Source organism: Ornithinimicrobium sediminis (assembly GCF_021272345.1).
Taxonomy (GTDB): Bacteria; Actinomycetota; Actinomycetes; order Actinomycetales; family Dermatophilaceae; genus Ornithinicoccus; species Ornithinicoccus sediminis_B.
This window is the reverse complement of the sequence record NZ_JAJSDQ010000005.1, coordinates 223,465-247,816: the sequence shown is the minus strand read 5'-3', so window position 1 is coordinate 247,816 and position 24,352 is coordinate 223,465. Positions and strand designations below refer to the sequence as shown.

Here is a 24,352-nt window from a genome sequence, read left to right as displayed (position 1 = left end):
TCCATGTCCCAGGGTGCCCCCAGCACGCCCCTGGTTTCGCGGGCATTCCTACATGAGGCACGGCCCGCGTTTCGCGGGCACTTTTCGTGAGTCTCGTCGGTGCCTTGACGCGGGGCTGCGAGTGATGCTCCACTTGAGGTGGAGGGGAGTAACCCCCACGCCTCGCCGTCACCACGGCCCGTCATCGGGTCCGGCGCTGCGGGTCGCTTGCGACCGGTGAGACCTCCGACGCTCTGAGGAACGTTGGAAGGAACCATGCACGACCCAGCTGCCACCGCGAGCCCGCAGGCCGGCGCCGTCGCCACCTCGGACGAGGCGGGCCTGAAGCGACCGTATGGCGTCGCGGCGGACGAGGTGGCCCGGGCGTACGGGACGCACGCGACGCGCGGCCTGAGCACCGACGACGTCGAGACACGCCTCGAGCGCCACGGCCCCAACCGCCTCGCGGAGCCTGCCAGGCGGCACGCGCTCCTGCGGTTCCTCGACCAGTTCCGCTCCCTGCTGATCGTCATCCTGATGGGCGCAGCGGTGCTGGCGGGCCTGGTCGGTGAGCTCAAGGACGCGGTGGTCATCGGCGTCGTCCTGCTCATCAACGCGACGATCGGCTTCGTCATGGAGAACCGTGCCGAGCGCAGCCTCGAGGCGCTCCGCACGATGCTGAGCGCGACCGCGCGGGTCCGCCGGGAGGGGGCCGTGCAGGTCGTCGACGCCGAGGACGTGGTGCCGGGGGACGTGGTGCTGCTCGACGCCGGCGACCGCCTGCCGGCTGACGGCCGTCTCCTGGTGGCGGAGTCCGTCGAGGCGGACGAGTCCGCGCTGACCGGGGAGTCGCGACCGGTCGTGAAGACGGCGCAGCCGACACCCCCTGACGCCGTGCTCGCCGAGCGACGGTCCATGGCCTACATGAACACCACCGTGACCCGGGGGCGGGCGGAGCTGCTCGTCACGGCGACCGGCATGAGCACCGAGGTCGGCGCGATCGCCGGGATGCTCGCGACGAGCGTCGAGCCGAAGAACCCCCTCCAGATCCAGCTCGACTCGGTCGGTCGGCGCATCACCCTCATCGGCGGCATCGCCGTCGCCGTCTACGCGGCGCTCGCCCTGCTGCAGGGTGCGGAGCTCGGAGACGTCGCGCTCAGTGCGGTCGCCCTCGCCGTCGCCACGGTCCCGGAGGGGCTGCCGGCCGTCCTCGCCCTCACCCTCGCCCTGGGTGTCAACCGCATGGCCAAGCACGGCGCCGTCGTCAAGCGGCTCGCCTCGGTGGAGACGCTGGGCGCAGCGACCGTCGTCTGCAGCGACAAGACCGGCACGCTCACGCTCAACCGGATGACGGTCCGGTCCTTCGTCAGCGAGGGTCGCGAGGTCGACGTGGCGGCGGTCCCGCACGACGCCGTGACGTCGTTCGTGCTGTGCAACGACGCGAGCCTCGACGCCCAGGGGCAGGTGGTCGGCGACCCGACCGAAGGTGCGTTGGTGATGCTGGGTCGGGACTGCGGTGTCGACGTCGAGCAGCTGCGGGCGGCGCACCCCCGGACGAGCACGGTCCCGTTCGACGCCGAGCGCAAGTGGATGGCCACGCTGCACCGGGAGGACGACGCCGTCCGGGTCCACGTCAAGGGCGCGCCGGACGTCCTGCTCGCTCGCTGCACGGCGATGCGCACGTCCGAGGGGGTGCAGCCGCTCGACGACGCCGGTCGCGCGAGGGTGCTGGACCAGGTGCAGGACCTCGGCAGCCAGGGCCTGCGCACCCTGGCGTCCGCCACTGCCGTGCTGCCGTCCACCGCAGCGGGGCTCGAGCCGGAGGCCGTCGTCGACCTGCTGACCGAGCTGACCCTCGTGGCCGTCGTCGGCATCACCGACCCGCCCCGCCCCGAAGCCCGTGACGCCGTTGCCGAGTGCCACCGGGCCGGCATCGACGTCAAGATGATCACCGGTGACCACCGGGACACCGCGGCGGCCATCGCCCAGGAGCTGGGCATCCGCGGCGAGGTGGTGACGGGCGCCGAGCTCGACGCGATGGGCCCGGACGGGCTGGCTGGGCGGATCGAGGAGGTCGGCGTCTTCGCCCGGGTCTCGCCCGAGCACAAGGTCGCGATCGTGCAGGCGCTCACCGCACGGGGGCACGTCGCCGCGATGACCGGCGACGGGGTCAACGACGCGGCAGCACTGCGCTCCGCCCACATCGGCGTCGCCATGGGCATCACCGGGACGGAGGTCACCCGGGAGGCCGGCGCGATGATCCTGACGGACGACAACTTCGCGACCATCGTGCGTGCCGTGCGTGAGGGACGGGGCATCTACGACAACGTCGTGAAGTTCGTCCGCTTCCAGCTGTCCACGAACATCGGCGCGATCCTGTCGTTCCTCGGCGCCGCGGTCGTCGGTCTGCCGGCACCCCTGGCCGCCATCCAGGTGCTGTGGGCCAACATCATCATGGACGGCCCGCCCGCCATCGCCCTCGGGGTCGACCCGCCCCGACGTGGCCTCATGGACGACCCGCCACGGCTGTCTACGGATCGGGTGCTCAACACCCGGCGCCTGGGTCGGATGCTGCGCAGCGGTGTGGTGATGGCCGCCGGGACACTGGGTGTGCTCGCGTGGGCAGGCGACGCCCACACGGAGGCGGTGGCGCTCACAATGGCGTTCACGACCTTCGTGCTGTTCCAGTTCTTCAACGCGCTCAACGCCCGCGCCGAGCGGGAGACGGTCTTCACCCGCCACCTGTTCTCCAACCGCTGGCTCTGGATCTCGTTCGGCGCGGTCGTGGCGCTCCAGGTGGCGATCGTCCAGCTGCCGGTGCTGCACGACATCTTCCGCACGACGACGCTGACGGCCGGCCAGTGGGCGACCTGCGCCGCGGTCGCCGTCTCGGTGCTCCTGGTGGAGGAGGCCGTGAAGCTCGGTGCGCGCCTTGCAGGTCGCGGAGGAGCCGGCACCCGCACCCGAGGCCCGGGGGTGGGTGACCGTCAGCCGCCGCGTGGCGGCACCGGCACGTCGGAGCCGCCCTCGACGGTCAGCCGCTGAGCCACCCGGGTGATCACCGGAGCGGCGACGAACCCGCCGGCCAGGAGCATCTCGCCCTGACGGAAGGAGGTCGCGGCGGACAGCATCTGCGGGGGCGCGGTCCCGAAGACGTCACCGAGGTGGGCCAGGTCGGCCGTGGAGTTCATCCTCATCAGGACGAGGTTGTCGCACTGGGAGAGCACGTTGGGGTGGATCTTGTGCGGCTGCTGGGTCGAGAGCACCAGCCAGATGCCGTACTTGCGGCCCTCGGCGGCGATCTGCACGAGACGGTCGGTCACCGCCGCCTGCACGGCGTCGGCAGGCTCGGCGGTGCAGAAGTTGTGGGCCTCGTCGATGACGAGCAGGACGGGGCGACGCTGCTCACGTCGGGCCCACAGGTGGTCCACGAGAGCCAGGGCCGCGATCGAACGCTCCTGCGGCACCTCGCAGCGGGAGACGTCCAGGACCACCCCTCGCGGTCGCTGGTCGACCACGTCGAGCAGCGACCCGTGTCCACGTGACCAGATATCCCACTCGAGGAGGCCCAGGTTGCGGATCCGCAGGGACAGGTCCGGGTCGACGCCCGCACCGCCGGTGCGCAACCGGTGCACCATCTCCTCGGCTGCCTCCGAGGTCGGCGAGACGTCGAACTCCTGCATGAGGCTCTGGTACTCCCGCCGGTCCTGAACAGGGTCCAGCCGCAGCGTGGCCGCCTTCGCGGCAGGGCTCAGCTCGACGAACCGCACCGCGGCGTGCGCCGCGGGGTCGACCTCGGAGACGGGCCCTGCACGCAGCACCTGGATGTCGGGGCTGCCGAGGCGTGCCACGCGCTCGGGGTCGGCGCCCTCCCGCACCGTGCCGAGGTGCACGTAGTCGCCGTTGGGGTCCAGGACCACCAGCGGCAGGCCGGTCTCGGCGAGCACCTGCTCGAGGACGACGCCCAGGGCGTAGGTCTTGCCGGACCCGCTCTGCCCGCAGACGAACGTATGACGTGCGAAGCCCTTGTGCCGCAGCCGCACCGGGCTGACCTCGCGGGAGCCGGAGGTGGCGTGCCCCACCAGCATGTCCGCACCGGCGGACTCCTGGAAGGCGGCGAGGACCTCCGGCGGGGCCGGGCGGCTCTGCGCATCGGCGAACGGGACGGGGGAGAGCGGGCCCACGCTCCCGTCGGGGTCCAGGGCTCCGCGCACCACCCCCGTCGTGTGGGCGGCGCCGTCGCGCACCTGTTTGCCGAGGACCTGACCCACCAGCTGTCCGATGCCGGGGCTCTCCAGGACGAGGAAGTCACCGACGAGGAGGGGCGTGCCCAAGGACACGTCTCCCGCGAAGCCCCGCCCGTCGACGGAGTAGAAGGTGCTGTGCTGTGCTGTCGCTGTCATCAGGGCCCGCCTTTCGCGAGGTGTGGTCAGAGGGCCTTCGCCTCGTCCCCATGGACGATGATGGCCCACAGCACCACGGTGTCGACAGCCAGGATGATGACGGCCCACCACGGGTAGGCGGGCAGGAGCAGGAGCTGGGTGACCATGTTGAGCATGACCAGGCCCACCGCGACCACGCGAGCCCACATCTGACCGGACATCAAGGCCAGACCCGTGCCGGCGACGGCCAGGCCCAGGAAGATGTGGACCCATCCCCAGGCGGTCAGGTCGAGCAGCACGATCGTTTCGGGACCGGCGACGAAGACCTCGTCGTTGAAGACGGCCGCCAGGCCGCTGATGACGTTGAACGTCCCGGTCATCAGCATCATGATGGCGGCGAAGGCGATCCAGCCGACCCATCCCGTCATGCGGGAGGTGTTCGGTCCGGCCGTGCCCATCTGTTGAGTGCTCATCGTGTCCTCCGTCCAAGGCCGGCCGTGCAGCCGGCTACGGGTCGATGCTGCACCCAGGCGGGGACACCCCGCCTCACCCGTCACGGGTGATCGCCCGCCGCGCCCCTGCCGCATGGAGCGATAGCATCGGCCGGTAGCCGACCCGCACCACCACACGAGGAGCCAGCGTGCCTGCCCAGATCAGCGTGACCGTCGACGGGACCGAGCAGACGGTCGACCGGGGCACGACGGCGGGCGAGCTCTTCGCCGGCGACCGCGCCGTGGTCGTCGCCCGGGTGGACGGTGAGCTGCGCGACCTGTCGCACGAGGTGGCCGACGGGGCGTCGGTGGAGCCGGTGACCGTCGACTCTCCGGACGGGCTCGACGTGCTCCGCCACTCCTGCGCGCACGTGCTCGCCCAGGCAGTCCAGCAGGCCTTCCCCGAGGCCAGGCTCGGCATCGGACCGCCGGTGCGTGATGGCTTCTACTACGACTTCGACGTCGCCGAGCCGTTCACCCCCGAGGACCTCAAGCGCCTCGAGAAGGCGATGCAGCGGATCATCAACACGGGCCAGACGTTCCGCCGGCGGCCGGTCTCCGATGACGAGGCCCGTGCCGAGCTCGCCCAGGAGCCGTACAAGCTCGAGCTCATCGGGCTCAAGGGCGGCGGGGCGGAGGACGCGGCCGAAGGTGCCTCGGTGGAGGTCGGCGGCGCCGAGCTGACCGTCTACGACAACCTCGACCGCACCGGCGCCGCCGTGTGGGGCGACCTGTGCCGCGGGCCGCACCTGCCCGACACCAGGATCATCGGCAACGCCTTCAAGCTCATGCGCAGCGCCGCCGCCTACTGGCGGGGGAGCGAGGCCAACCCGCAGCTGCAGCGCATCTACGGCACCGCCTGGCCCAGCAAGGCCGAGCTCACGGCATACCTGGAGCGCCTGGCGGAGGCCGAGCGCCGTGACCACCGCAGGCTCGGCGTGGAGCTCGACCTCTACTCGTTCCCGGACGAGCTCGGCTCCGGGCTGCCGGTCTTCCACCCCAAGGGCGGGGTGCTGAAGCGGGAGATGGAGGACTACGTCCGTCGCCGCCACATCGAGGAGGGCTTCGAGTACGTCGGCACCCCCCACATCTCCAAGGAGGGCCTGTTCCACACCTCGGGACACCTGCCCTACTACAAGGACACGATGTTCCCGCCGATGGAGCAGGACGGCAGCGCCTACTACCTCAAGGCCATGAACTGCCCCATGCACAACCTCATCTACCGGTCCCGGGGACGCTCCTACCGCGAGCTCCCGCTGCGGCTGTTCGAGTTCGGGTCGGTCTACCGCAACGAGAAGTCCGGGGTGGTCCACGGCCTTACCCGGGTGCGCGGCATGACCATGGACGACTCGCACTCCTACGTGACCACCGAGCAGGCGCCCGACGAGATCCGCCACCTGCTCACCTTCGTGCTCGGGCTGCTGAAGGACTTCGGGCTGGACGACTACTACCTCGAGCTGTCCACCCGCGGGGACTCGGAGAAGTTCATCGGCTCCGACGAGCAGTGGGAGGAGGCCACCGAGGTGCTGCGCCAGGTCGCCGTCGAGAGCGGTCTCGAGCTGGTGCCGGACCCCGGTGGCGCCGCGTTCTACGGGCCGAAGATCTCGGTGCAGGCGCGCGACGCGATCGGGCGCACCTGGCAGATGTCGACGGTGCAGCTCGACTTCAACCAGCCGGAGCGGTTCGGCCTGGAGTACCAGGCGGCGGACGGGTCCCGGCAGCAGCCGGTGATGATCCACTCGGCCAAGTTCGGCTCCATCGAGCGCTTCGTCGGGGTCCTCGTGGAGCACTACGCCGGGGCCTTCCCGCCCTGGCTGGCGCCGGTCCAGGTGACCTGCATCCCCGTCGCCGAGCCGTTCGAGGGGCACCTGCAGGAGGTCGCCCGGCAGCTGCGGATGCAGGGCATCAGGGTCGAGGTCGACACCTCCGACGACCGGTTCCCCAAGAAGATCCGCACCGCGCAGAGGTCGAAGGTGCCCTTCATGCTCATCGCCGGGGGCGAGGACACCGAGGCGGGGGCGGTCTCCTTCCGCTACCGCGACGGGTCGCAGCGCAACGGCGTGCCGGTCAACGACGCCGTCACCGAGATCGTGGCCGCCGTGCGCGACCGGGTGCAGGTCTAGGAGCGGGCGTGGACGTGCGGGTGCGGCGGCTGGCGGAGGACGAGGCTCTGCTGGCAGGGGCCCTGCACGTCCAGGCGATCCGCGCGGCCGGGGGCACACCGGAGCCGGGCCACCTCGACCGCTTCGCCGTCGCCTGGCTCGCCGCCGGCCCCGCGCTGCCGCAGTGGGTCGCCGAGGTGGACGGCACGCACTGCGGCACGGTGATGCTCAGGCTCCCGGTGCCGCTGCCGCCCGGCGTCGGTGCCCCACGACCGCCGGCCGACGTGGTCCTGCTGTATGCCGGGCCGCCCGGCGAGGAGCATGTGCGCCGCCGCGAGCTGGTCGCCCGCGACCTGCTGGACGCCGCCCTCGGCTGGGCCACCGCCCAGGGGTGGTCGGGTCTGGAGGTCGCCGCCGGGGTCAGCGTGCCCGCGACCGTGCTGGACGAGCTCGGGGCGAGGGTCCATCCCGAGCAGCGCCGGGTCCTCCCGGCGAGCTGCTAGCGCGTCGCCTCGAGGACGAAGACCGGGATCTGCCGGTCGGTGCTGCGCTGGTAGTCCGCGTAGGGCGGGAAGGCGGCCACCGACCGCTCCCACCAGGCCGCGCGCTCGGCGCCCTCGACGACCCGGGCGCGCATCGGGACCTGCGCGGTGCCGTCGTGCAGCACGACCTCGGGGTCGGCGAGGAGGTTGTGGTGCCACTCGGGGTGCTCGGGGGCACCACCCTTGCTGGCGACCGCGGCATACGCGCCCTCGTGCTCCACCCGCATGAGAGGGACGCGGCGCAGCCCACCGGTGCGGCGGCCGCGCATGACGACCACCACCACGGGCCGGTCCTGGATGGACACCGCCCGGGTGTCACCCCCCGCTGCGTCGATCTCGTCCAGCTGGCGGCGCACCCACTCACTGGCGGGCGGCAGGTAGTCCTCGGTGGTCTCGCGGCTCATGCGTGGGGCAACGCACACCACGGTCGAAGGCTTCCCGTGGGTGTCGGCACATAGGATCGGCCCCATGTCTGGAGACGGAGGGGCGGCCCGCACCGAGGCCGCCGAGGACCTCGTGGGGGTGCCCGACGGCTTCGAGCGGCTCTGGACGCCGCACCGGATGGCCTACGTGCAGGGGGAGCGACCCTCGCCGGACGCCGGCCGGGGGTGCCCGTTCTGCGACGCACCGGGCAAGGACGACGCCGACGGGCTGATCGTCCACCGGGGTGAGCACTGCTACGTGGTGCTCAACCTCTTCCCCTACAACCCGGGGCACCTGCTCGTCTGCCCCTACCGGCACGTGCCCCTCTACGTCGACCTCACGCCCGAGGAGACGGCCGAGTTCACCGCGCTGACCAAGGCGGCGCTCCGGGCCCTGGAGACCTCCAGCGGCCCCGGCGGGTTCAACATCGGCATGAACCAGGGGGACGTCGCCGGTGCCGGCGTGGCCGCGCACCTGCACCAGCACATCGTCCCCCGCTGGGGCGGGGACATGAACTTCCTGCCCGTCGTCGGACAGACCAAGGCACTGCCGATGCTGCTCGAGGACGTGCGGCGGCAGGTCGTGCAGGCCTGGCCGGAGGACCCATGCTGAACCGCTACGCCCGGGTGTTCTGGACCCGTGTCTTCACCCCGTTCGCGGCGCTGCTGCTGCGGCTGCGGGTCACCCCCGACGCGGTCACCGTCGTCGGCACGCTGGGCGTGGTCGTGGGAGCCCTGACCTTCTACCCGGCCGGACAGCTGTGGTGGGGCAGCGTCGTCATCGCCGCGTTCAGCCTCACCGACCTGCTGGACGGCACCATGGCACGCCTGTCCGGACAGTCCTCCGCCTGGGGTGCGTGGCTCGACTCCACCATGGACCGGCTCGGTGACGCCGCGATCTTCTCCGGGCTGCTCTTCTACTTCACCGGGGTCGGCGACAGCCCGCTCGGCGCTGCCCTCGCCCTGCTGTGCCTCGTGCTGGGCTTCGTGACCAGCTACAGCAAGGCACGTGCGGAGGGGCTGGGCCTGCGCTGCGAGGGCGGCATCGCCGAGCGAGCCGACCGCCTCCTCGTGGTCCTCACCGCGACCGGCTTCACCGGGCTCTTCCTGCCCCTGTGGGTGCTCCTGGCGGTGCTCGCCGCGCTCGCGGCTGCCGGCCTGGTCACGATCGGGCAGCGCACCGCGATGGTGCGGGCCCAGACTCGGGAGGCCGTGTGAGCGCCGTGGCGGACCAGGCCAGGCTGACCGCCTACCGGACGGGCTGGCGCGTCGTGCGGCTGATGCCCGAGGGAGCGGCCTACCGGCTCTTCGACGTGCTCGCTGCCCGGGTGCACCGGCGCGGAGGTCGCCAGGTCGACCGGCTCCGGTCGAACTACGCCGTGGTGCGTCCCGAGCTCCGGGACGCCGACCTGGACGACCTGGTGCGCGCGGGTCTGCGCTCCTACCTGCGCTACTGGTGCGACGCCTTCCGGCTCGCGGACCGCAGCCCCGACGAGCTGGCGCTCAGGGTGCGCTGCGTGGGGGACGCACCGGTGCGCGCCGCCGTCGCCGCCGGGCAGGGCCAGGTGTTCTTCCTGGGCCACCTGGGCAACTGGGACACCGCCGGCGCCTGGGCCACCTGTCACCTCTCACCGGTGACCACGGTGGCCGAGCGGCTGCGCCCCGAGGAGCTGTATGCCGAGTTCCTCGCCTTCCGCCGACGCCTCGGGATGACGATCCTGCCGTTGACCGGCGAGCGTGGGGTGTTCGAGCGGCTGCAGGACGCGGTCCGCGGGGGAGCCATCGTGCCGCTGCTCGCCGACCGTGACCTGTCCTCCAGCGGCGTGGAGGTCGACCTCTGCGGTCGCCGCGCGGCTGTCGCCGCGGGCCCGGCCGCGCTCGCCCTGAGCACCGGCGCACCGCTGCGGCCGGTCACGGTGCACTACGAGCTGCGCCCCGACCGTCCCGCCGGGCCTGCCGCATACCGGATCGTGGTGACCTTCGGTGAGGAGGCGCTCGACCCGGGGACGGGCACGAGGGCCGAGCGCATCCGTGCCATGACCCAGCAGTGCGTGGACGCCCTGGCGGTCACGATGACCGAGCACACGGCCGACTGGCACATGATGCAGCGGGTCTTCGTCGGGGCACCGGAGCCGGTCACATGAGGGTCGGCCTGGTCAGCCCCTACTCCTTCGACGTGCACGGTGGTGTGCAGATCCACGTGCGCGAGCTCGCCGAGCACCTCATCGGCGTCGGTCACCAGGTGAGCGTGCTCGCCCCGGCGGAGAGCACGACCAGGCTGCCGGAGTATGTCGTGAGTGCCGGGGGGGCGGTGCCGGTGCGCTACAACGGGTCGGTCGCGCGCCTGGCCTTCGGACCCAACGTGGCCGCGCGCGTGCGGGACTGGGTCGAGCACGGCAGCTTCGACGTCGTCCACATCCACGAGCCCGCCAGCCCGAGCGTCTCCCTGCTCGCCCTGTGGGCGATGGCGGGCCCGGTCGTGGCCACCTTCCACAGCTCCCAGATCAAGTCACGCACGCTGCGCCTGGCGGGTCCGATGCTGCAGCCGGGGCTGGACAAGATCTCGGCGCGCATCGCGGTCTCCGAGGAGGCACGGCGCACCGTGCTGGAACAGCTGGGGGGCGACTGCGTCGTCATCCCCAACGGGGTCGACACCAGCCGCTTCGCCGGAGCCGCGGTCATGCGGGCCGGGCGGGGCGTGCGGACCGGCTCCGGGCCGACGATGCTCTTCCTCGGCAGGGTGGAGGAGCCGCGCAAGGGGCTGTCGGTGCTGCTGCGGGCGATGCCGCGGATCCTGGCCGACTGCCCCGGTGCCCGGCTCGTCGTGGCCGGTCCCGGCGACGCGGCCGAGGTGCTGGAGGACCAGCCTGCCGAGGTGCGTGCGGCCTGTGTGCTGGTGGGTGCCGTCGACGAGCGGGACAAGGTCGGGCTCATGGCCGACTGCGACCTCTACATCGCCCCGAACACCGGCGGCGAGAGCTTCGGCATCATCCTCGTGGAGGCCCTCAGCGCGGGAGCCCCCGTGGTCGCCAGCGACCTGGTGGCCTTCGAGGCGGTGCTCAAGGGCGAGGAGCACGGCGCGCTCTTCCCGGTGGGCGACGTCGACGCGCTGGGCGCCCGGGTGGTCTCGCTGTGGCACGACCCGGAGCGCCGCCGGCTGCTGCAGGAGTGCGGTCCGGTGCGGGCGGCCGACTTCGACTGGGGCCGGGTGGTGCCGCACATCGAGGCGGTCTACGACTCCGTGCGGGCCCACGGCAGCAGCGTGGGCCGCCACGTGCCCGTGCTGCGACGCATCCCTCGACGACCCCGGCGCAGGAGGCCTCATGGGTGACGTGCTCGCAGTCGTCGGCCCCGTGCTCGCGGTCCTCCTCGCCGTGGGGTGGTACCTGTCGTACACCGCGGTGCGGCTGGACCGGCTGCACACCCAGAACAACGCGACGACCGCAGCCCTGGACGCCCAGGTCGTGCGGCGTGCGGACGCGACCGTCGACGCCGCCTACGGAGGCGACCTCGACCCGGCCAGCGCCGCCCTGCTGCTGGACGCCGCCGGAGCGGCCCTGGCGCTGACGGGGGAGTGGAGCCCGCAGCGGTGTGCCGCCGAGACCGAGCTGACCGAGGTGCTGCGGGTGGTCGTCCCCGAGCCCGGTCCCGCGCTGCGCGGTGCCGCCGAACGGGTGCAGCTGGCCCGGCACTTCCACAACGAGGTCGTCGACCGCACGCTGCAGGTGCGCCGACGGCGGGTCGTCCGGGTGCTGCACCTGGCCGGGCGCCGGCCTCTGCCCGGCAAGGTGGTCTTTGACGACGCCTGGCCGCAGGCCCCGTAGACTGGGATGTCGGACACCACCACACCCCTGTCGAAAGGCCCCTTGATGAGCACGATCGAGTCCACCCCCCAGCAGCAGAGCGGCACCACGCGGGTCAAGCGTGGCATGGCCGACATGCTCAAGGGTGGCGTGATCATGGACGTCGTCACCCCGGAGCAGGCCACGATCGCCGAGGAGGCCGGCGCGGTCGCGGTCATGGCCCTGGAGCGCGTCCCGGCCGACATCCGTGCCCAGGGGGGCGTGGCCCGGATGAGCGACCCCGACATGGTCGCCGGCATCGTCGACGCCGTCTCCATCCCGGTGATGGCCAAGGCGCGCATCGGGCACTTCGTCGAGGCGCAGATCCTGCAGAGCCTCGGTGTCGACTACATCGACGAGTCCGAGGTGCTCACCCCGGCCGACTACGCCCACCACATCGACAAGTGGAACTTCACCGTCCCCTTCGTCTGTGGCGCCACCAACCTGGGCGAGGCGCTGCGACGCATCACCGAGGGCGCGGCCATGATCCGGTCCAAGGGCGAGGCGGGCACCGGCGACGTCTCCAACGCCACCACGCACATGCGCACCATCCGGGCCGAGATCCGCCGGCTGCAGAGCATGGCCGAGGACGAGCTCTACGTCGCCGCCAAGGAGCTCCAGGCACCGTTCGAGCTCGTCCGCGAGGTCGCCCGCGCCGGCAAGCTGCCCGTGGTCGTCTTCACCGCCGGCGGCATCGCCACCCCGGCGGACGCGGCGATGATGATGCAGCTCGGTGCCGAGGGAGTCTTCGTGGGCTCGGGCATCTTCAAGTCGGGCAACCCGCAGGCGCGTGCCGAGGCGATCGTCAAGGCCACCACCTTCTACGACGACCCGGAGACCCTCGCCCAGGTGTCGCGCGGGCTGGGGGAGGCCATGGTCGGCATCAACGTCGACGACATCCCGCAGCCCCACCGCCTGGCCGACCGCGGGTGGTGACGCCCCGCGTCGGCGTCCTCGCCGTCCAGGGGGACGTGCGTGAGCACCTGCGGGCCCTGACCCTGGCCGGGGCCGAGGCGCTGCCGGTGCGCCGGGCCGAGGAGGTCGAGCGCGTCGACGCCCTCGTCCTGCCGGGGGGCGAGTCGACGACCATCGACCGTCTCACCCGGGTGTTCGGCCTCCGTGAGCCGCTGCGGCGCCGGATCGCCCAGGGGATGCCGGTCTACGGCTCCTGCGCCGGCATGATCATGCTGGCCGACCGGGTCCTCGACGGTCACCCGGACCAGCAGACCCTGGGCGGCCTGGACATCACCGTGCGCCGCAACGCCTTCGGCCGGCAGGTCGACTCCTTCGAGTGCGACCTCGACGTCACCGGCCTCCCCCAGGAGGGCGGGCCCTACCGCGCGGTCTTCATCCGTGCCCCCTGGGTCGAGCAGGTCGGACCGGGGGTCGAGGTGCTGGCCACGGTCGCCTTCCACGGCGCCGACCACGTGGTCGCCGTGCGCCAGGGCAACCTGGTGGCGACCTCGTTCCACCCGGAGGTCACCGACGACCACCGTGTCCACGCCTTCTTCGTGGACCTGGTCCGCCAGGCGGGTAGCATCGGCAGCCGACCCGAGGAGACTCCCCAGGCCGTCCCGGTGCCTGGCCGACACGACGACGGAGAGGGACAGCGATGAGTGGTCACTCCAAGTGGGCGACGACGAAGCACAAGAAGGCGGCGATCGACGCCAAGCGGGGCAAGCTGTTCGCCAAGCTCATCAAGAACATCGAGGTGGCGGCGCGCACCGGTGGCGGGGACCCGGCCGGCAACCCCACCCTCTACGACGCCATCCAGAAGGCGAAGAAGTCGTCGGTGCCCAACGACAACATCGACCGCGCGGTGAAGCGTGGTTCGGGTGCCGAGGCCGGGGGTGCGAGCTACGAGGCGCTGACCTACGAGGGGTACGCGCCCGGCGGCGTGGGGCTGCTGATCGAGTGCCTGACGGACAACAAGAACCGGGCGGTTATGGAGGTGCGCACCGCGCTCTCCCGCAACGGCGGCTCCATGGCCGACTCCGGCTCGGTGGCCTACCTGTTCAACCGCAAGGGCGTGGTGACGGTGCCCAAGCAGCAGGAGTCCGGGGAGACCACCGAGGACGACCTGCTCGAGGTCGTCCTCGACGCCGGCGCCGAGGAGGTCAACGACCTGGGGGACCTGTTCGAGATCATCTCCGAGCCCGGCGACTTCGTGCAGGTGCGGACCGCGCTGCAGCAGGCGGGCCTGGACTACGACTCCGCCGAGTCGTCCATGGTGCCCAGCATGCAGGTGCCGCTGGACGCCGACGGCGCCCGCCGGATGATCCGGGTCGTCGACGCGCTCGAGGACTGCGACGACGTGCAGAACGTCTACTCCAACGCCGACGTGTCCGACGAGGTCATGGCCGAGCTCGAGGACGACTGAGAAGCCCCCGCACGTCGATCCGGGGGAGAGGACACCAGCTCGGTCCGCCTCGGCGCGTCCGCACAGCTCAGCGGCACACCGTGTCGTAGCGTGAGCTGCGAACACCTGTACGCACCCGTCGCGGCCCTCGGCCGTCGGCGCCTGACCAGGAGGGCCGTCCATGCGCGTGCTCGGCGTCGACCCCGGCCTCACCCGATGCGGGCTGGGTGTCGTCGAGGGCGACCGCGGCCGGCCACTGCGGATGGTGGCGGTGGGCGTGGTGCGGACCCCGACGGGGGACGAGCCCCAGGAGCGCCTGCTCACCCTCCAGGTCGAGATCGACCAGTGGCTGGCCGACCACGCTCCGGACGCCGTCGCGGTGGAGCGTGTGTTCGCCAAGGCGAACATCAAGGGGATCATGGGCACGGCCCAGGCCTCCGCGGTGCCCATGCTGGCCGCGGCCCGCCTGGGGCTGCCGCTCGTGCTGCACACGCCCACGGAGGTCAAGGCAGCGGTCACCGGCAACGGGCGGGCCGACAAGGCCCAGGTCACCTCGATGATCACCCGCATCCTGCAGCTGCCGGTCGCCCCCCGGCCGGCCGACGCGGCCGACGCGCTGGCGCTGGCCATCTGCCACATCTGGCGCACCGGGGGTCAGGGCAGGCTCGACCAGGCAGCCGTGAACGAGCGCCTGCGCCGGGCCGAGGACCTGGCCGCGGCCGCCGCCCCCAACCGGCTCATGCAGCTGCACGCCGCTGCAGGCAGGAGCCCGACGAGCCAGTGGTCCACCGCGGTGGGCCGGACCAGGAGGACCCGATGATCGCCTCCGTGCGCGGCACCGTGCTGCACGTCGGCCTGGACCACGTGGTCGTGGAGACCGGTGGGGTCGGCCTGCTCGTGCACACCACGCCGGCGACGGCCTCGGAGTGGCGCACGGGCAGCGAGGCGCGGCTGCACACCACCCTCGTGGTGCGTGAGGAGTCCCTGACCCTCTACGGCTTCACCCACGCCGACGCCAAGGCGCTCTTCGAGCAGGTGCAGACCGTCTCGGGTGTGGGGCCCCGGCTGGCCCTGGCCATGCTGTCGGTGCACAGCCCCGACGCGGTGCGCCAGGCCGTCTCCAGCGGCGACGTGGTGGCCCTCACCAAGGTGCCGGGCATCGGTCGCAAGGGCGCGGAGCGCATCGTCCTCGAGCTGCGCGACAAGGTCCTGGTCGGGGGCGCCGAACCGCAGGCACCGGCCCCGCCCGGCACGATGGGCGACGCCGTCGCCGACCAGGTGGAGGAGGCGCTGGTCGGTCTGGGCTGGAGCGCGAAGCAGGCGGCCGACGCCGTGCGCACGGTGGGCACCTCGCAGGACCCGCCGACCGAGGTGGCAGCCGTGCTGCGGGCGGCGCTGCGGGAGCTGGGCCGATGACCCCCGAGGACGAGAGGGTGGTCGACCCGGGGTCGACCGACGAGGAGCGACGCATCGAGGCGGCCCTGCGGCCGCGGCGCCTGGCGGACTTCCCCGGCCAGGGACGCGTGCGTGACCAGCTCGGCCTGGTCATCGAGGCTGCCCGCCGGCGGGGTGCGCCCCCGGACCATGTGCTCCTGTCGGGCCCCCCGGGCCTGGGCAAGACCACCCTGGCCATGATCATCGCCGGCGAGCTGGAGCAGCCGATCCGGATCACCAGCGGCCCGGCGATCCAGCACGCCGGGGACCTGGCTGCCGTCCTGTCCTCGCTCGCCGAGGGCGAGGTGCTCTTCCTGGACGAGATCCACCGCATGTCCCGGCCGGCCGAGGAGATGCTCTACCTGGCGATGGAGGACTTCCGGGTCGACGTCATCGTCGGCAAGGGCCCCGGGGCGACCGCCATCCCGCTGGAGCTGCCGCCCTTCACCGTCGTGGGGGCCACCACCCGGGCCGGGCTGCTGCCCGCCCCGCTGCGCGACCGGTTCGGCTTCACCGGGCATCTCGACTTCTACAGCACCGCCGAGCTGGTCACGATCCTCACCCGCAACGCCGAGCTGCTGGAGATCGAGGCGGACGCCGAGGGCGTCCAGCAGATCGCCTCCCGGTCACGCGGCACCCCCCGCATCGCCAACCGGCTGCTGCGGCGCGTGCGTGACTGGGCCCAGGTGCACGGCCGCCATGTCGTGGACCTCGCGGCAGCCGAGGCTGCGCTGGAGCTGTTCGACGTCGACCGGCAGGGTCTCGACCGGCTGGACCGGGCGGTGCTGGAGGCGCTGTGCCGCCGGTTCGCAGGAGGTCCCGTCGGGCTGAGCACACTCGCCGTCGCCGTGGGCGAGGAGCCGGACACCGTGGAGACGGTCGCCGAGCCCTTCCTCGTCCGCGAGGGCTTCATGGTGCGCACCCCCCGGGGGCGGGCCGCCTCGGCCCTCGCCTGGACGCACCTGGGGCTGACGCCGCCGCAGGTGCCGGGAGGGGTGGCGCATCAGGCGCAGGGCGTGCTGCCGATCCCCACGGACACCAGCAGACTCGGCTGAGGTGCCACGGGGCTGCGGCGCCGGACTCGCCGACGGCGGCCTTTGGTGGGTGACCTGCCCTCACCTAGACTGCCCCGGGTGCCTGCAGACGGCACCACGCACCGCTGCGGCGAGGGTCGCTCGGGGCACCGCTCACGGATCATCGTCGAAGGACCACCATGTCACCCTTGGCCTCCGCTGCCACCGGACCCGGGAACAGCTCCGGCATCCTGCTGCTGCTGCTGCCGCTCCTCCTGCTGGCCTTCCTGTTCTTCACCCAGCGGCGTCGGCAGCGGCGTATCGCGCAGATCCAGGACGAGCTGCAGGTGGGCGACGACGTGATGACCTCCGCCGGGCTGTTCGGCCGGATCAGCGCCCTCGACGAGCGCATCGTGCACCTGGAGATCGCGCCGGGAGTGGTGGTCCGCCTCGACCGGCGCGCCGTGCTCGCCACGGAGCCACCCGAGGTCGCCACCCCGCCGAACGACGAGCAGTGACCCGGTGATGGCGATGAACCCCCGCAACCGTGGGCCCCTGAAGGTGCTCGCGGCGCTGGCAGCACTCACGCTCGTCCTGTTCGGTGCCATCGGTGCCGCCCGCATCTGGGGTGAGGAGCCTGCCTCCTGGACCCCCCAGCTCGGCCTCGACCTGGCCGGCGGTCGCCAGATCATCATCGAGCCGGTCGTGGAGGGCGCCTCGGGGGTCGGCGAGGAGCAGGTCGACCAGGCCATCGACATCATCCGCCGCCGCATCGACGGCGGAGGGGTCGCCGAGGCGGAGGTCTCCCGTCTGGGCGACACCAACATCTCGGTGGCCATCCCCGGCAACCCCAGCGCCGAGCAGCTCGAGGCGCTCAGCCGCTCCTCCCAGCTGAGCTTCCGGCCCGTGCTCGTCGCCGCCCCGGTCCAGACCCTGCCGACCGACCCGGGCCAGGCTCCGGTGCTGCCCCTGCCGGACGACGTGCGCGAGCAGCAGCTCGAGGACCTGCTCGAACAGGCGCCGCAGGACCCCGGTGCCGTCGAGGAGGGGTCCACCGACGACGCCGAGACGACCGACGGTGCCTATCCCGCCGGGCTGAGCACGGCCACGAGCCCGGACGACGCCTCGGAGACGACCGAGGCGCCCATCCCTGAGGCGCCCGCGGAGCAGGTGAGCGACCCCAGCTCGCTGGAACAGATCACCCCCGAGCTGCAGCAGGAGTTCATCGACCTCGACTGCGCCGACGACACGGCCGCACAGGCCACCGCGGCGGCACCCTCCGACCAGGCCATCACCGCCTGCTCGGAGGACGGGTTCGAGAAGTACATCCTCGGCCCCGTCGAGCTCACCGGGGCGCAGGTCAGCGACGCTGCGGCCGGCCTTGAGCAGGGCCAGGGCGGCCCCACCGGCCGGGTCGAGGTGCAGCTCACCTTCGACGACGAGGGCCGTCAGGCCTTCGCCGAGACGACCTCACGGCTCTTCGCGTTCGGACCGGGTGCCGCCCAGAACCGTTTCGCCATCCTGCTGGACGGGGTGGTGATCACGGCCCCGAGCGTCAACAACGTCATCAGCAACGGCTCGGCGAGCATCACCGGCGACTTCACCACCGAGTCGGCCGAGACGCTGGCCAACCAGCTGAAGTTCGGCGCGCTGCCGATCTCGTTCGAGGTGCAGACCAGCGAGCAGATCAGCCCGACCCTGGGTGGTGAGCAGCTCCGGCTGGGCGTCATCGCCGGCATCATCGGCCTGCTGCTCGTCTTCGGCTACTCGTTGTTGCAGTACCGTGCGCTCGGCCTGGTGACCATCGGCTCCCTGTCCATCGCGGCCCTGCTCGCCTACGGGGCGGTGACCTTCCTGGGCTGGTCCAACAACTTCCGCCTCACGATGGCCGGGGTCACCGGTCTGATCGTGGCGATCGGCATCACGGCGGACAGCTTCATCGTGTACTTCGAGCGGATCAGGGACGAGGTCCGTGCCGGCCGCCCGCTGCGCTACGCGGTGGACACCGGCTGGGCCCGCGCCCGCCAGACCATCCTGATCTCCGACGCGGTCAACCTGATCGCCGCCGGCGTGCTGTACTTCCTCTCCGAGTCCAGCGTCCGGGCGTTCGCCTTCGCCCTCGGCCTGACGACGGTCATCGACCTCATCGTCGTCTTCATGTTCACGCATCCGACGGTGAGCATCCTGGCCAACACCACGTTCTTCGGGGAGGGCCACAAGTGGTCGGGCATGGACCCCGAGCGGCTCGGTGCCAAGCGTTCGACCTACCTGGGCCGCGGGCAGTTCGCCGCTCCTGAGCCGCCACGCAGGACCAGGCCCTCGCGGGCCGAGATCGAGGGAGGCGTCGTCTGATGGCGAGCTTCGCACAGCTGGGCAACGACCTCTACACGGGCAAGCGCTCGTTCGACATCGTCGGGCGCCGCAAGCTCTGGTACACCGTCTCGGCCGTCCTCATCGTGGTGTCCCTCATCGGCCTCTTCGGGCGGGGCATCAACTTCGGCATCGAGTTCCGTGGTGGCTCAGAGCTGCGGGTCAGCAGCGTGAGCGACCTGTCGGACTACGAGGCACGCGCCTCGGAGGCCGTCGCCGTGGAGGCGCCCGAGGCGGTGGCCACCGTCACCCTGGTCGGCAGCGACACCATCCGGGTGCAGACCGGCGAGCTGCCCAACCAGACCGCCGAGGCGGTGCGCACCGACCTCGCCGAGGCCTTCGGGGTGCCCGACTCGGAGGTGACGAGCTCCTTCGTCGGTCCCTCCTGGGGGGAGACGGTCACCACGAAGGCCGTCCAGGCCCTCATCGTCTTCCTGCTCCTCGTGTCCCTCGTGCTCGCGATCTACTTCCGCACCTGGAAGATGGCGGCGGCGGCGCTGGTCGCCCTGCTGCACGACCTGGCCTTCACCGTCGGGATCTACGCACTGCTCGGCATCGAGGTGTCGCCGGCGTCCATGATCGGCTTCCTCACGATCCTGGGGTACTCGATCTACGACACCATCGTCGTCTTCGACAAGGTGCGGGAGAACACCGAGCAGGCGATGGACACGCGTCGCATGACCTATGCCGAGGCGGCGAACCGGGCCGTCAACCAGACGATCATCCGATCGATCAACACCTCGGTGGTCGCGCTGCTGCCTGTCGGCACGATCCTGGTCGTGGGGATCGTGTTCATCGGGCCCGGGACCCTGCTGGACCTGGCGGCGGCGCTGTTCATCGGCATCGCGGTCGGCACGTACTCGTCCATCTTCGTCGCCACCCCCTTGCTCGTGCACCTGCGTGAGGGCGAGGACGACATCCAGGCGCTGGACAAGGCCGCCACCAAGCGGGCCACGCGACGGCGTGAGCACGAGGCGCAGGGGGAGGAGGGCTCGCCTACGGGCGAGGACGTCGACGCCACCACGGTGGGCGGGGGGGCCACCTCGACCTCCGCCGCCCCGGGGCAGGGCACCGCACGACAGGTTCATCCCTACGCCCAGCGCGGGCCGCGCAACCAGCCGAAGCGTCCCCCCAAGTCACGCCGATGAGCGCGGCGCCGCCGCGGTCGGCGGAGCAACGGGCCGCGCTGGAGCACGACGTGCGCGCGGCCCTGCGCGACGTCCACGACTTCCCGCAGCCGGGAGTGGTGTTCAAGGACGTGACGCCGGTGCTGCTTGACGCGGACCTGAGCGCGCGGGTGGTCGCCGAGGTGGTGGACCGGCACCACGGCGAGGTCGACCTCGTGGTGGGCATCGAGGCCAGGGGCTTCATCCTGGGGTCCGTGGCGGCCCACGAGCTGGGGGTCGGGTTCGTCCCGGTGCGCAAGGCAGGCAAGCTGCCGGCCGACCGGCACACCGTGGACTACGACCTCGAGTACGGTTCGGCGACGGTCGAGATGCACATCGACGCGGTCCGCGCCGGGCAACGAGTGCTGGTCTACGACGACGTGCTCGCCAGTGGTGGGACGGCCGCGGCCGCCGCCGACCTGGTCCGGCGGTGCGGGGGGCAGGTCGCCGGTGTCGACGTGCTCATCGAGATCACAGCGCTGGGTGGCCGCCACCGCCTCGACGGCATCCCGGTGCGCTCGCTCGTGGCCGGGTGAGGGCACGTGGCTGCAGGCACGCCCACCCCGGACGACTACACTCTGGTCATGAGTGAGGACGTCGCCGCCCCGGCCTCCTCCACCGCCACCAGCGGGGGCGTCCGTGCCCGCTGGGCCCGGTTGGGAGGACCTCGCTCCGGTGCCAACCCGGTGCTGGAGCCGCTGCTGCGTGCCGTCCGCGCGACCCACCCCAAGGGCGACCTGACACTCATCGAGCGGGCCTACGTCGTCGCCGAGCGCGCCCACCGCGGCCAGACCCGCAAGAGCGGCGACGCCTACATCACCCACCCGCTCGCGGTGGCCACGATCCTGGCCGAGCTGGGCATGACGCCGTCCACGATCGCCGCAGCCCTGCTGCACGACACGGTGGAGGACACCACCTACTCGCTGGAGGAGCTGCGTCACGACTTCGGCGACGAGATCGCCATGCTCGTCGACGGGGTCACCAAGCTGGACAAGGTCACCTACGGCGAGGCTGCCCAGGCCGAGACCGTCCGCAAGATGGTCATCGCGATGGCGCGTGACATCCGGGTGCTGGTCATCAAGCTGGCCGACCGGCTGCACAACGCGCGCACCTGGCGCTACGTGTCCCGCGAGTCGGCTGAGCGCAAGGCTGCCGAGACGCTCGAGATCTACGCACCCCTGGCCCACCGGCTGGGGATGAACACGATCAAGTGGGAGCTGGAGGACCTCGCCTTCGCCCAGCTCTACCCCAAGGTCTACGAGGAGATCGTGCGCATGGTGGCCGAGCGGGCACCGGCGCGGGAGGAGTACCTCGCCCGCGTCCGCACCCAGATCAGCGCCGACCTCAAGTCCGCCAAGGTCAAGGCCACCGTCACCGGTCGGCCCAAGCACTACTACTCCGTCTATCAGAAGATGATCGTCCGCGGCCACGACTTCGAGCAGATCTACGACCTGGTCGCGGTGCGGGTGCTGGTCGAGTCGATCCAGGACTGCTACGCCGTGCTCGGGGCGCTGCACGCTCGCTGGAACCCTGTCCCCGGACGCTTCAAGGACTACATCGCCGTCCCGAAGTTCAACATGTACCAGTCGCTGCACACCACGGTGATGGGCCCGGACAACAAGCCCGTCGAGGTGCAGATCCGCACCCACCAGATGCACCGCCGTGCGGAGTACGGCGTCGCGGCGCACTGGAAGTACAAGGAGGTCGCCGGCAGCGACGCCAAGACCGGGTCGGACGGTGCGATCGCACCCTCCAACGACATGGCGTGGCTGCGCCAGCTGCTCGACTGGCAGCGCGAGGCCAGCGACCCGGGGGAGTTCCTGGAGTCCCTGCGCTTCGAGATCAACGCCGCCGAGGTCTACGTCTACACGCCCAGCGGCGATGTCATCGCCCTGCCCGCCGGCGCCACCCCGGTCGACTTCGCCTATGCCGTGCACACCGAGGTCGGCCACCGCTGCGTCGGGGGACGGGTCAACGGCAAGCTGGTGCCGCTCGAGAGCGAGCTGGTCAGCGGTGACGTCGTGGAGATCATCACCTCCAAGGCCGAGGACGCCGCTCCCAGCCGCGACTGGCTGAAGTTCGTCAAGAGCGGCCGCGCCCGGGCCAAGATCCGGCAGTGGTTCTCCAAGGAGCGCCGCGAGGAGGCGATCGACTCCGGCAAGGAGCAGATCGCCAAGGTGCTGCGCAAGCAGAACCAGCCGTTGCAGCGCCTCATGTCGCACGACTCGCTCACGGCCGTCGCGGGAGCCCTGCGCTACACGAACATCGACGGGCTCTTCGCCGCGGTCGGCGAGGGACATGTCTCGGCCGACCACGTGGTCAAGCAGCTGGTGACCACCCTCGGTGGTGAGGACGGTGCGACGGAGGACCTCGCCGAGGCCACCCTGCCGCGCCGGGGCCGTCCGCGCGCCACCGACCCCGGGGTGACGGTCGTCGGCACCGGCGACGTCTGGGTCAAGATCGCTCGCTGCTGCACTCCTGTGCCCGGTGACGAGATCCTCGGCTTCGTCACCCACGGCAAGGGCGTGTCGGTGCACCGCACCGACTGCACCAACGTCGAGACCCTCAAGCGGCACCCGGAGCGTCTGATCGAGGTGGCCTGGTCCCCGACCGAGTCCAGTGTCTTCATGGTCAACATGCAGGTGGAGGCCCTCGACCGCCCCGCCCTGCTCTCGGACATCACGCGGGCACTGTCGGAGCAGCGGGTGAACATCCTCTCCGCGACGGTGCAGACCTCACGCGACCGGGTCGCCCTGTCGAAGTTCACCTTCGAGATGGCCGACCCGAGCCACCTGGAGAGCGTGCTGCGCGCCGTCAAGCGCGTGCCTGCCGTGCTCGACGCCTACCGCATCACCGGCACCTCCGGGACCGACCCCCACCGCCGGGAGCGTCCGGCCTGAGCGTGCCGGCACCCGTCACGACCGCCCGAGCACGCCTCAGGCGGGTGCGAGGAAGGCGGCCAGTGTGGCTGCGTACATGGCCTGGTCGGCCACCCCGCACACCTCGCGGGTGGAGTGCATCGACAGGGTCGGCGCACCGAAGTCCACCGTGGTCGCACCCGTCAGCGCGGAGGTCATCGGCCCGACGGTCGAGCCGCAGGGCAGGTCTGTGCGGTTGACGTAGGTCTGCAGCGGCACGCCCGCCTGCTCGCAGGCGAGGCGGAAGTGCGCCGCGCCCACGGCATCGGTGGCATACCGCAGGTTGGCGTTGACCTTGAGCACGGGACCGCCGTTCATGCGGATGCGGTGGTCCGGCTCATGACGGTCCGCGTAGTGCGGGTGCGTCGCGTGCGCCATGTCACCGGAGGCGACCACACTGCCGGCGAGGGCCCGCAGGTAGTCCTCGCGGGTGCCGTCGGCCGCCAGCACGATGCGCTCCAGCCAGGCAGGCAGGAAGGTCGACTGGGCGCCCCGCTCGGAGGTGCTGCCGACCTCCTCGTGGTCGAAGAGGGCCAGCACCGGCACCCAGGGTGAGCCACCGGGGCAGTCGACCGCGTGTGCGACCGCCCGCACGCCCGCATACGCGGTGGCCAGGTTGTCCAGCCGGGCGGACGCGAGCAGGTCGGCGTCACGGCCGATGCGCCGGGCCGGGGTGAGGTCGTGCGTCATCGCGTCCCAGCCGAGCACGTCGCCGACGTCGGCACCGACGTGGTCGGCCAGCCAGGCCGCGAAGTCGAGCCCGTCCGAGAGCGCCCAGTGCGGCGCGAGGTGCTGCTGTGGGTTGAGCCGCACCCCCTCGGTGACCTGCGACCGGTCGAGGTGGATGGCCAGCTGGGAGACACGCAGGAGCGGCTCGTCGGTGTGGAACAGCCTCGTGTCCACGCCCTCGGGGGTGCGCACGGCGACCCGCCCGGACAGCCCCAGGTCACGGTCCAGCCAGGAGGTCAGCAGCGGGCCCCCGTAGACCTCCACGCCCAGGGTGTGCCAGCCGGCCCGGACCCCGTCCGGATGCGGCTTGACCCGCAGGTTCGGGGAGTCGGTGTGGGCCCCCACGACGCGGAAAGGTGTGGCAGCACCCTCCGCCCGCTCCGTCGACCAGGCCAGCAGCGAGCCGCCCCGCCGCACCAGGTAGCGGCCCGGCTGCCGCGGGGTGGGGGCGGTCTCGGCCACCTCCGTGAAGCCCTGCTCTCCCAGGAGGGCGGCAGCCCGCTCCACGGCGTGGAAGGGGGAGGGGGAGGCGTCGAGGTAGCGGGCCAGGCCCTCTGTCACCTCGTCCGTGCGAGGTCGCGGGTCCGCAGGGTCCCAGGTCAC

Annotated in this window: 23 protein-coding genes; 19 read left to right on the top strand and 4 right to left on the bottom strand. The window is 71.9% G+C overall.

The genetic code is table 11. The features are described from left to right. Positions 1–255 precede the first annotated feature (255 nt). Complete coding sequence (locus LVO85_RS13155) at positions 256–3,024, top strand: calcium-translocating P-type ATPase, PMCA-type (RefSeq protein WP_232747943.1); 2,769 nt, start codon at positions 256–258, stop codon at positions 3,022–3,024. Here LVO85_RS13155 and LVO85_RS13150 read toward each other — a convergent pair. Both LVO85_RS13150 and LVO85_RS13145 read right to left on the bottom strand, forming a co-directional pair. Beyond that, positions 2,967–4,382, bottom strand: a complete 1,416-nt coding sequence (locus tag LVO85_RS13150; protein ID WP_232747942.1) for an ATP-binding protein — start codon at positions 4,380–4,382, stop codon at positions 2,967–2,969. The genes LVO85_RS13155 and LVO85_RS13150 overlap by 58 nt on opposite strands. Positions 4,383–4,408: 26 nt before the next feature. Further along, the gene (locus LVO85_RS13145) at positions 4,409–4,834 is read right to left on the bottom strand and encodes a DUF7144 family membrane protein (protein WP_232747941.1); all 426 of its coding nucleotides are present in this window, start codon (positions 4,832–4,834) and stop codon (positions 4,409–4,411) included. Between the two features lie 167 nt (positions 4,835–5,001). Here LVO85_RS13145 and thrS point away from each other — a divergent pair, with 167 nt between their 5' ends. Further along, entirely contained in the window at positions 5,002–6,975 is a 1,974-nt protein-coding gene (gene thrS, locus LVO85_RS13140; protein ID WP_232747940.1) for a threonine--tRNA ligase, read from the top strand. Positions 6,976–6,983: 8 nt separating this feature from the next. Continuing rightward, positions 6,984–7,457 (top strand): hypothetical protein, encoded by a 474-nt coding sequence (locus tag LVO85_RS13135; RefSeq protein ID WP_232747939.1) that lies wholly within the window; start codon positions 6,984–6,986, stop codon positions 7,455–7,457. Here LVO85_RS13135 and LVO85_RS13130 read toward each other — a convergent pair. Next, positions 7,454–7,900 (bottom strand): nitroreductase/quinone reductase family protein, encoded by a 447-nt coding sequence (locus LVO85_RS13130; protein WP_232747938.1) that lies wholly within the window; start codon positions 7,898–7,900, stop codon positions 7,454–7,456. The two genes, LVO85_RS13135 and LVO85_RS13130, sit on opposite strands and share 4 nt — an antisense overlap. A gap of 64 nt (positions 7,901–7,964) precedes the next feature. Here LVO85_RS13130 and LVO85_RS13125 point away from each other — a divergent pair, with 64 nt between their 5' ends. The 16 genes from LVO85_RS13125 to LVO85_RS13050 all read left to right on the top strand — a co-directional run bounded on the left by LVO85_RS13125 (position 7,965) and on the right by LVO85_RS13050 (position 23,002). Next, a complete protein-coding gene (locus LVO85_RS13125; protein WP_232747937.1) occupies positions 7,965–8,531 on the top strand; it encodes an HIT family protein in 567 nt (188 codons plus the stop codon). Beyond that, positions 8,525–9,136: a phosphatidylinositol phosphate synthase gene (pgsA, locus tag LVO85_RS13120; protein ID WP_232747936.1), complete on the top strand. Its 612-nt coding sequence runs from the start codon at positions 8,525–8,527 to the stop codon at positions 9,134–9,136. The genes LVO85_RS13125 and pgsA overlap by 7 nt, the downstream gene beginning before the upstream one ends. Next, positions 9,133–10,062 (top strand): phosphatidylinositol mannoside acyltransferase, encoded by a 930-nt coding sequence (locus tag LVO85_RS13115; protein WP_232747935.1) that lies wholly within the window; start codon positions 9,133–9,135, stop codon positions 10,060–10,062. The genes pgsA and LVO85_RS13115 overlap by 4 nt, the downstream gene beginning before the upstream one ends. Beyond that, positions 10,059–11,249, top strand: a complete 1,191-nt coding sequence (locus LVO85_RS13110; RefSeq protein WP_232747934.1) for a glycosyltransferase family 4 protein — start codon at positions 10,059–10,061, stop codon at positions 11,247–11,249. The genes LVO85_RS13115 and LVO85_RS13110 overlap by 4 nt, the downstream gene beginning before the upstream one ends. Continuing rightward, positions 11,242–11,742, top strand: coding sequence for a hypothetical protein (locus tag LVO85_RS13105; RefSeq protein WP_232747933.1), 501 nt, complete (start codon positions 11,242–11,244; stop codon positions 11,740–11,742). Before LVO85_RS13110 ends, LVO85_RS13105 begins: the two co-directional genes overlap by 8 nt. Before the next feature lie 45 nt (positions 11,743–11,787). After that, positions 11,788–12,696 (top strand): pyridoxal 5'-phosphate synthase lyase subunit PdxS, encoded by a 909-nt coding sequence (gene pdxS / locus LVO85_RS13100; protein WP_232747932.1) that lies wholly within the window; start codon positions 11,788–11,790, stop codon positions 12,694–12,696. Further along, positions 12,690–13,376, top strand: coding sequence for a pyridoxal 5'-phosphate synthase glutaminase subunit PdxT (gene pdxT / locus LVO85_RS13095; RefSeq protein WP_232747931.1), 687 nt, complete (start codon positions 12,690–12,692; stop codon positions 13,374–13,376). The genes pdxS and pdxT overlap by 7 nt, the downstream gene beginning before the upstream one ends. Next, positions 13,373–14,140 carry a YebC/PmpR family DNA-binding transcriptional regulator gene (locus tag LVO85_RS13090; RefSeq protein WP_232747930.1) on the top strand — a complete coding sequence of 256 codons (768 nt, stop codon included), beginning with the start codon at positions 13,373–13,375 and terminating at the stop codon, positions 14,138–14,140. Before pdxT ends, LVO85_RS13090 begins: the two co-directional genes overlap by 4 nt. A 160-nt stretch (positions 14,141–14,300) precedes the next feature. Then, positions 14,301–14,939: a crossover junction endodeoxyribonuclease RuvC gene (ruvC, locus tag LVO85_RS13085; RefSeq protein WP_232747929.1), complete on the top strand. Its 639-nt coding sequence runs from the start codon at positions 14,301–14,303 to the stop codon at positions 14,937–14,939. Next, entirely contained in the window at positions 14,936–15,535 is a 600-nt protein-coding gene (gene ruvA / locus LVO85_RS13080; RefSeq protein WP_232747928.1) for a Holliday junction branch migration protein RuvA, read from the top strand. Before ruvC ends, ruvA begins: the two co-directional genes overlap by 4 nt. After that, the gene (gene ruvB / locus LVO85_RS13075; RefSeq protein WP_232747927.1) at positions 15,532–16,608 is read left to right on the top strand and encodes a Holliday junction branch migration DNA helicase RuvB; all 1,077 of its coding nucleotides are present in this window, start codon (positions 15,532–15,534) and stop codon (positions 16,606–16,608) included. The genes ruvA and ruvB overlap by 4 nt, the downstream gene beginning before the upstream one ends. 167 nt (positions 16,609–16,775) lie before the next feature. Next, entirely contained in the window at positions 16,776–17,084 is a 309-nt protein-coding gene (gene yajC / locus LVO85_RS13070; RefSeq protein WP_232747926.1) for a preprotein translocase subunit YajC, read from the top strand. Positions 17,085–17,097: 13 nt separating this feature from the next. Then, positions 17,098–18,918: a protein translocase subunit SecD gene (gene secD, locus LVO85_RS13065; protein WP_232747925.1), complete on the top strand. Its 1,821-nt coding sequence runs from the start codon at positions 17,098–17,100 to the stop codon at positions 18,916–18,918. Further along, on the top strand, positions 18,918–20,084 hold the full coding sequence (gene secF, locus LVO85_RS13060) for a protein translocase subunit SecF (protein ID WP_232747924.1): 1,167 nt from the start codon (positions 18,918–18,920) through the stop codon (positions 20,082–20,084). Before secD ends, secF begins: the two co-directional genes overlap by 1 nt. Then, the gene (locus LVO85_RS13055) at positions 20,081–20,638 is read left to right on the top strand and encodes an adenine phosphoribosyltransferase (RefSeq protein ID WP_232747923.1); all 558 of its coding nucleotides are present in this window, start codon (positions 20,081–20,083) and stop codon (positions 20,636–20,638) included. Before secF ends, LVO85_RS13055 begins: the two co-directional genes overlap by 4 nt. A 48-nt stretch (positions 20,639–20,686) precedes the next feature. Further along, positions 20,687–23,002, top strand: coding sequence for a RelA/SpoT family protein (locus tag LVO85_RS13050; RefSeq protein ID WP_232747922.1), 2,316 nt, complete (start codon positions 20,687–20,689; stop codon positions 23,000–23,002). Positions 23,003–23,038: 36 nt separating this feature from the next. Here LVO85_RS13050 and LVO85_RS13045 read toward each other — a convergent pair whose 3' ends face one another. Then, a complete protein-coding gene (locus LVO85_RS13045) occupies positions 23,039–24,352 on the bottom strand; it encodes a M18 family aminopeptidase (RefSeq protein ID WP_232747921.1) in 1,314 nt (437 codons plus the stop codon).

Excerpts from the sequence above, each read along its gene's own strand:
- LVO85_RS13155 (WP_232747943.1), top strand. The coding sequence starts at position 256 with ATGCACGACCCAGCTGCCACCGCGAGCCCGCAGGCCGGCGCCGTCGCC.
- LVO85_RS13150 (WP_232747942.1), bottom strand. The coding sequence starts at position 4,382 with ATGACAGCGACAGCACAGCACAGCACCTTCTACTCCGTCGACGGGCGG.
- LVO85_RS13145 (WP_232747941.1), bottom strand. The coding sequence starts at position 4,834 with ATGAGCACTCAACAGATGGGCACGGCCGGACCGAACACCTCCCGCATG.
- LVO85_RS13130 (WP_232747938.1), bottom strand. The coding sequence starts at position 7,900 with ATGAGCCGCGAGACCACCGAGGACTACCTGCCGCCCGCCAGTGAGTGG.
- LVO85_RS13125 (WP_232747937.1), top strand. The coding sequence starts at position 7,965 with ATGTCTGGAGACGGAGGGGCGGCCCGCACCGAGGCCGCCGAGGACCTC.
- pgsA (WP_232747936.1), top strand. The coding sequence starts at position 8,525 with ATGCTGAACCGCTACGCCCGGGTGTTCTGGACCCGTGTCTTCACCCCG.
- LVO85_RS13110 (WP_232747934.1), top strand. The coding sequence starts at position 10,059 with ATGAGGGTCGGCCTGGTCAGCCCCTACTCCTTCGACGTGCACGGTGGT.
- LVO85_RS13105 (WP_232747933.1), top strand. The coding sequence starts at position 11,242 with ATGGGTGACGTGCTCGCAGTCGTCGGCCCCGTGCTCGCGGTCCTCCTC.
- pdxS (WP_232747932.1), top strand. The coding sequence starts at position 11,788 with ATGAGCACGATCGAGTCCACCCCCCAGCAGCAGAGCGGCACCACGCGG.
- LVO85_RS13090 (WP_232747930.1), top strand. The coding sequence starts at position 13,373 with ATGAGTGGTCACTCCAAGTGGGCGACGACGAAGCACAAGAAGGCGGCG.
- ruvC (WP_232747929.1), top strand. The coding sequence starts at position 14,301 with ATGCGCGTGCTCGGCGTCGACCCCGGCCTCACCCGATGCGGGCTGGGT.
- ruvA (WP_232747928.1), top strand. The coding sequence starts at position 14,936 with ATGATCGCCTCCGTGCGCGGCACCGTGCTGCACGTCGGCCTGGACCAC.
- ruvB (WP_232747927.1), top strand. The coding sequence starts at position 15,532 with ATGACCCCCGAGGACGAGAGGGTGGTCGACCCGGGGTCGACCGACGAG.
- secD (WP_232747925.1), top strand. The coding sequence starts at position 17,098 with ATGAACCCCCGCAACCGTGGGCCCCTGAAGGTGCTCGCGGCGCTGGCA.
- secF (WP_232747924.1), top strand. The coding sequence starts at position 18,918 with ATGGCGAGCTTCGCACAGCTGGGCAACGACCTCTACACGGGCAAGCGC.
- LVO85_RS13055 (WP_232747923.1), top strand. The coding sequence starts at position 20,081 with ATGAGCGCGGCGCCGCCGCGGTCGGCGGAGCAACGGGCCGCGCTGGAG.
- LVO85_RS13050 (WP_232747922.1), top strand. The coding sequence starts at position 20,687 with ATGAGTGAGGACGTCGCCGCCCCGGCCTCCTCCACCGCCACCAGCGGG.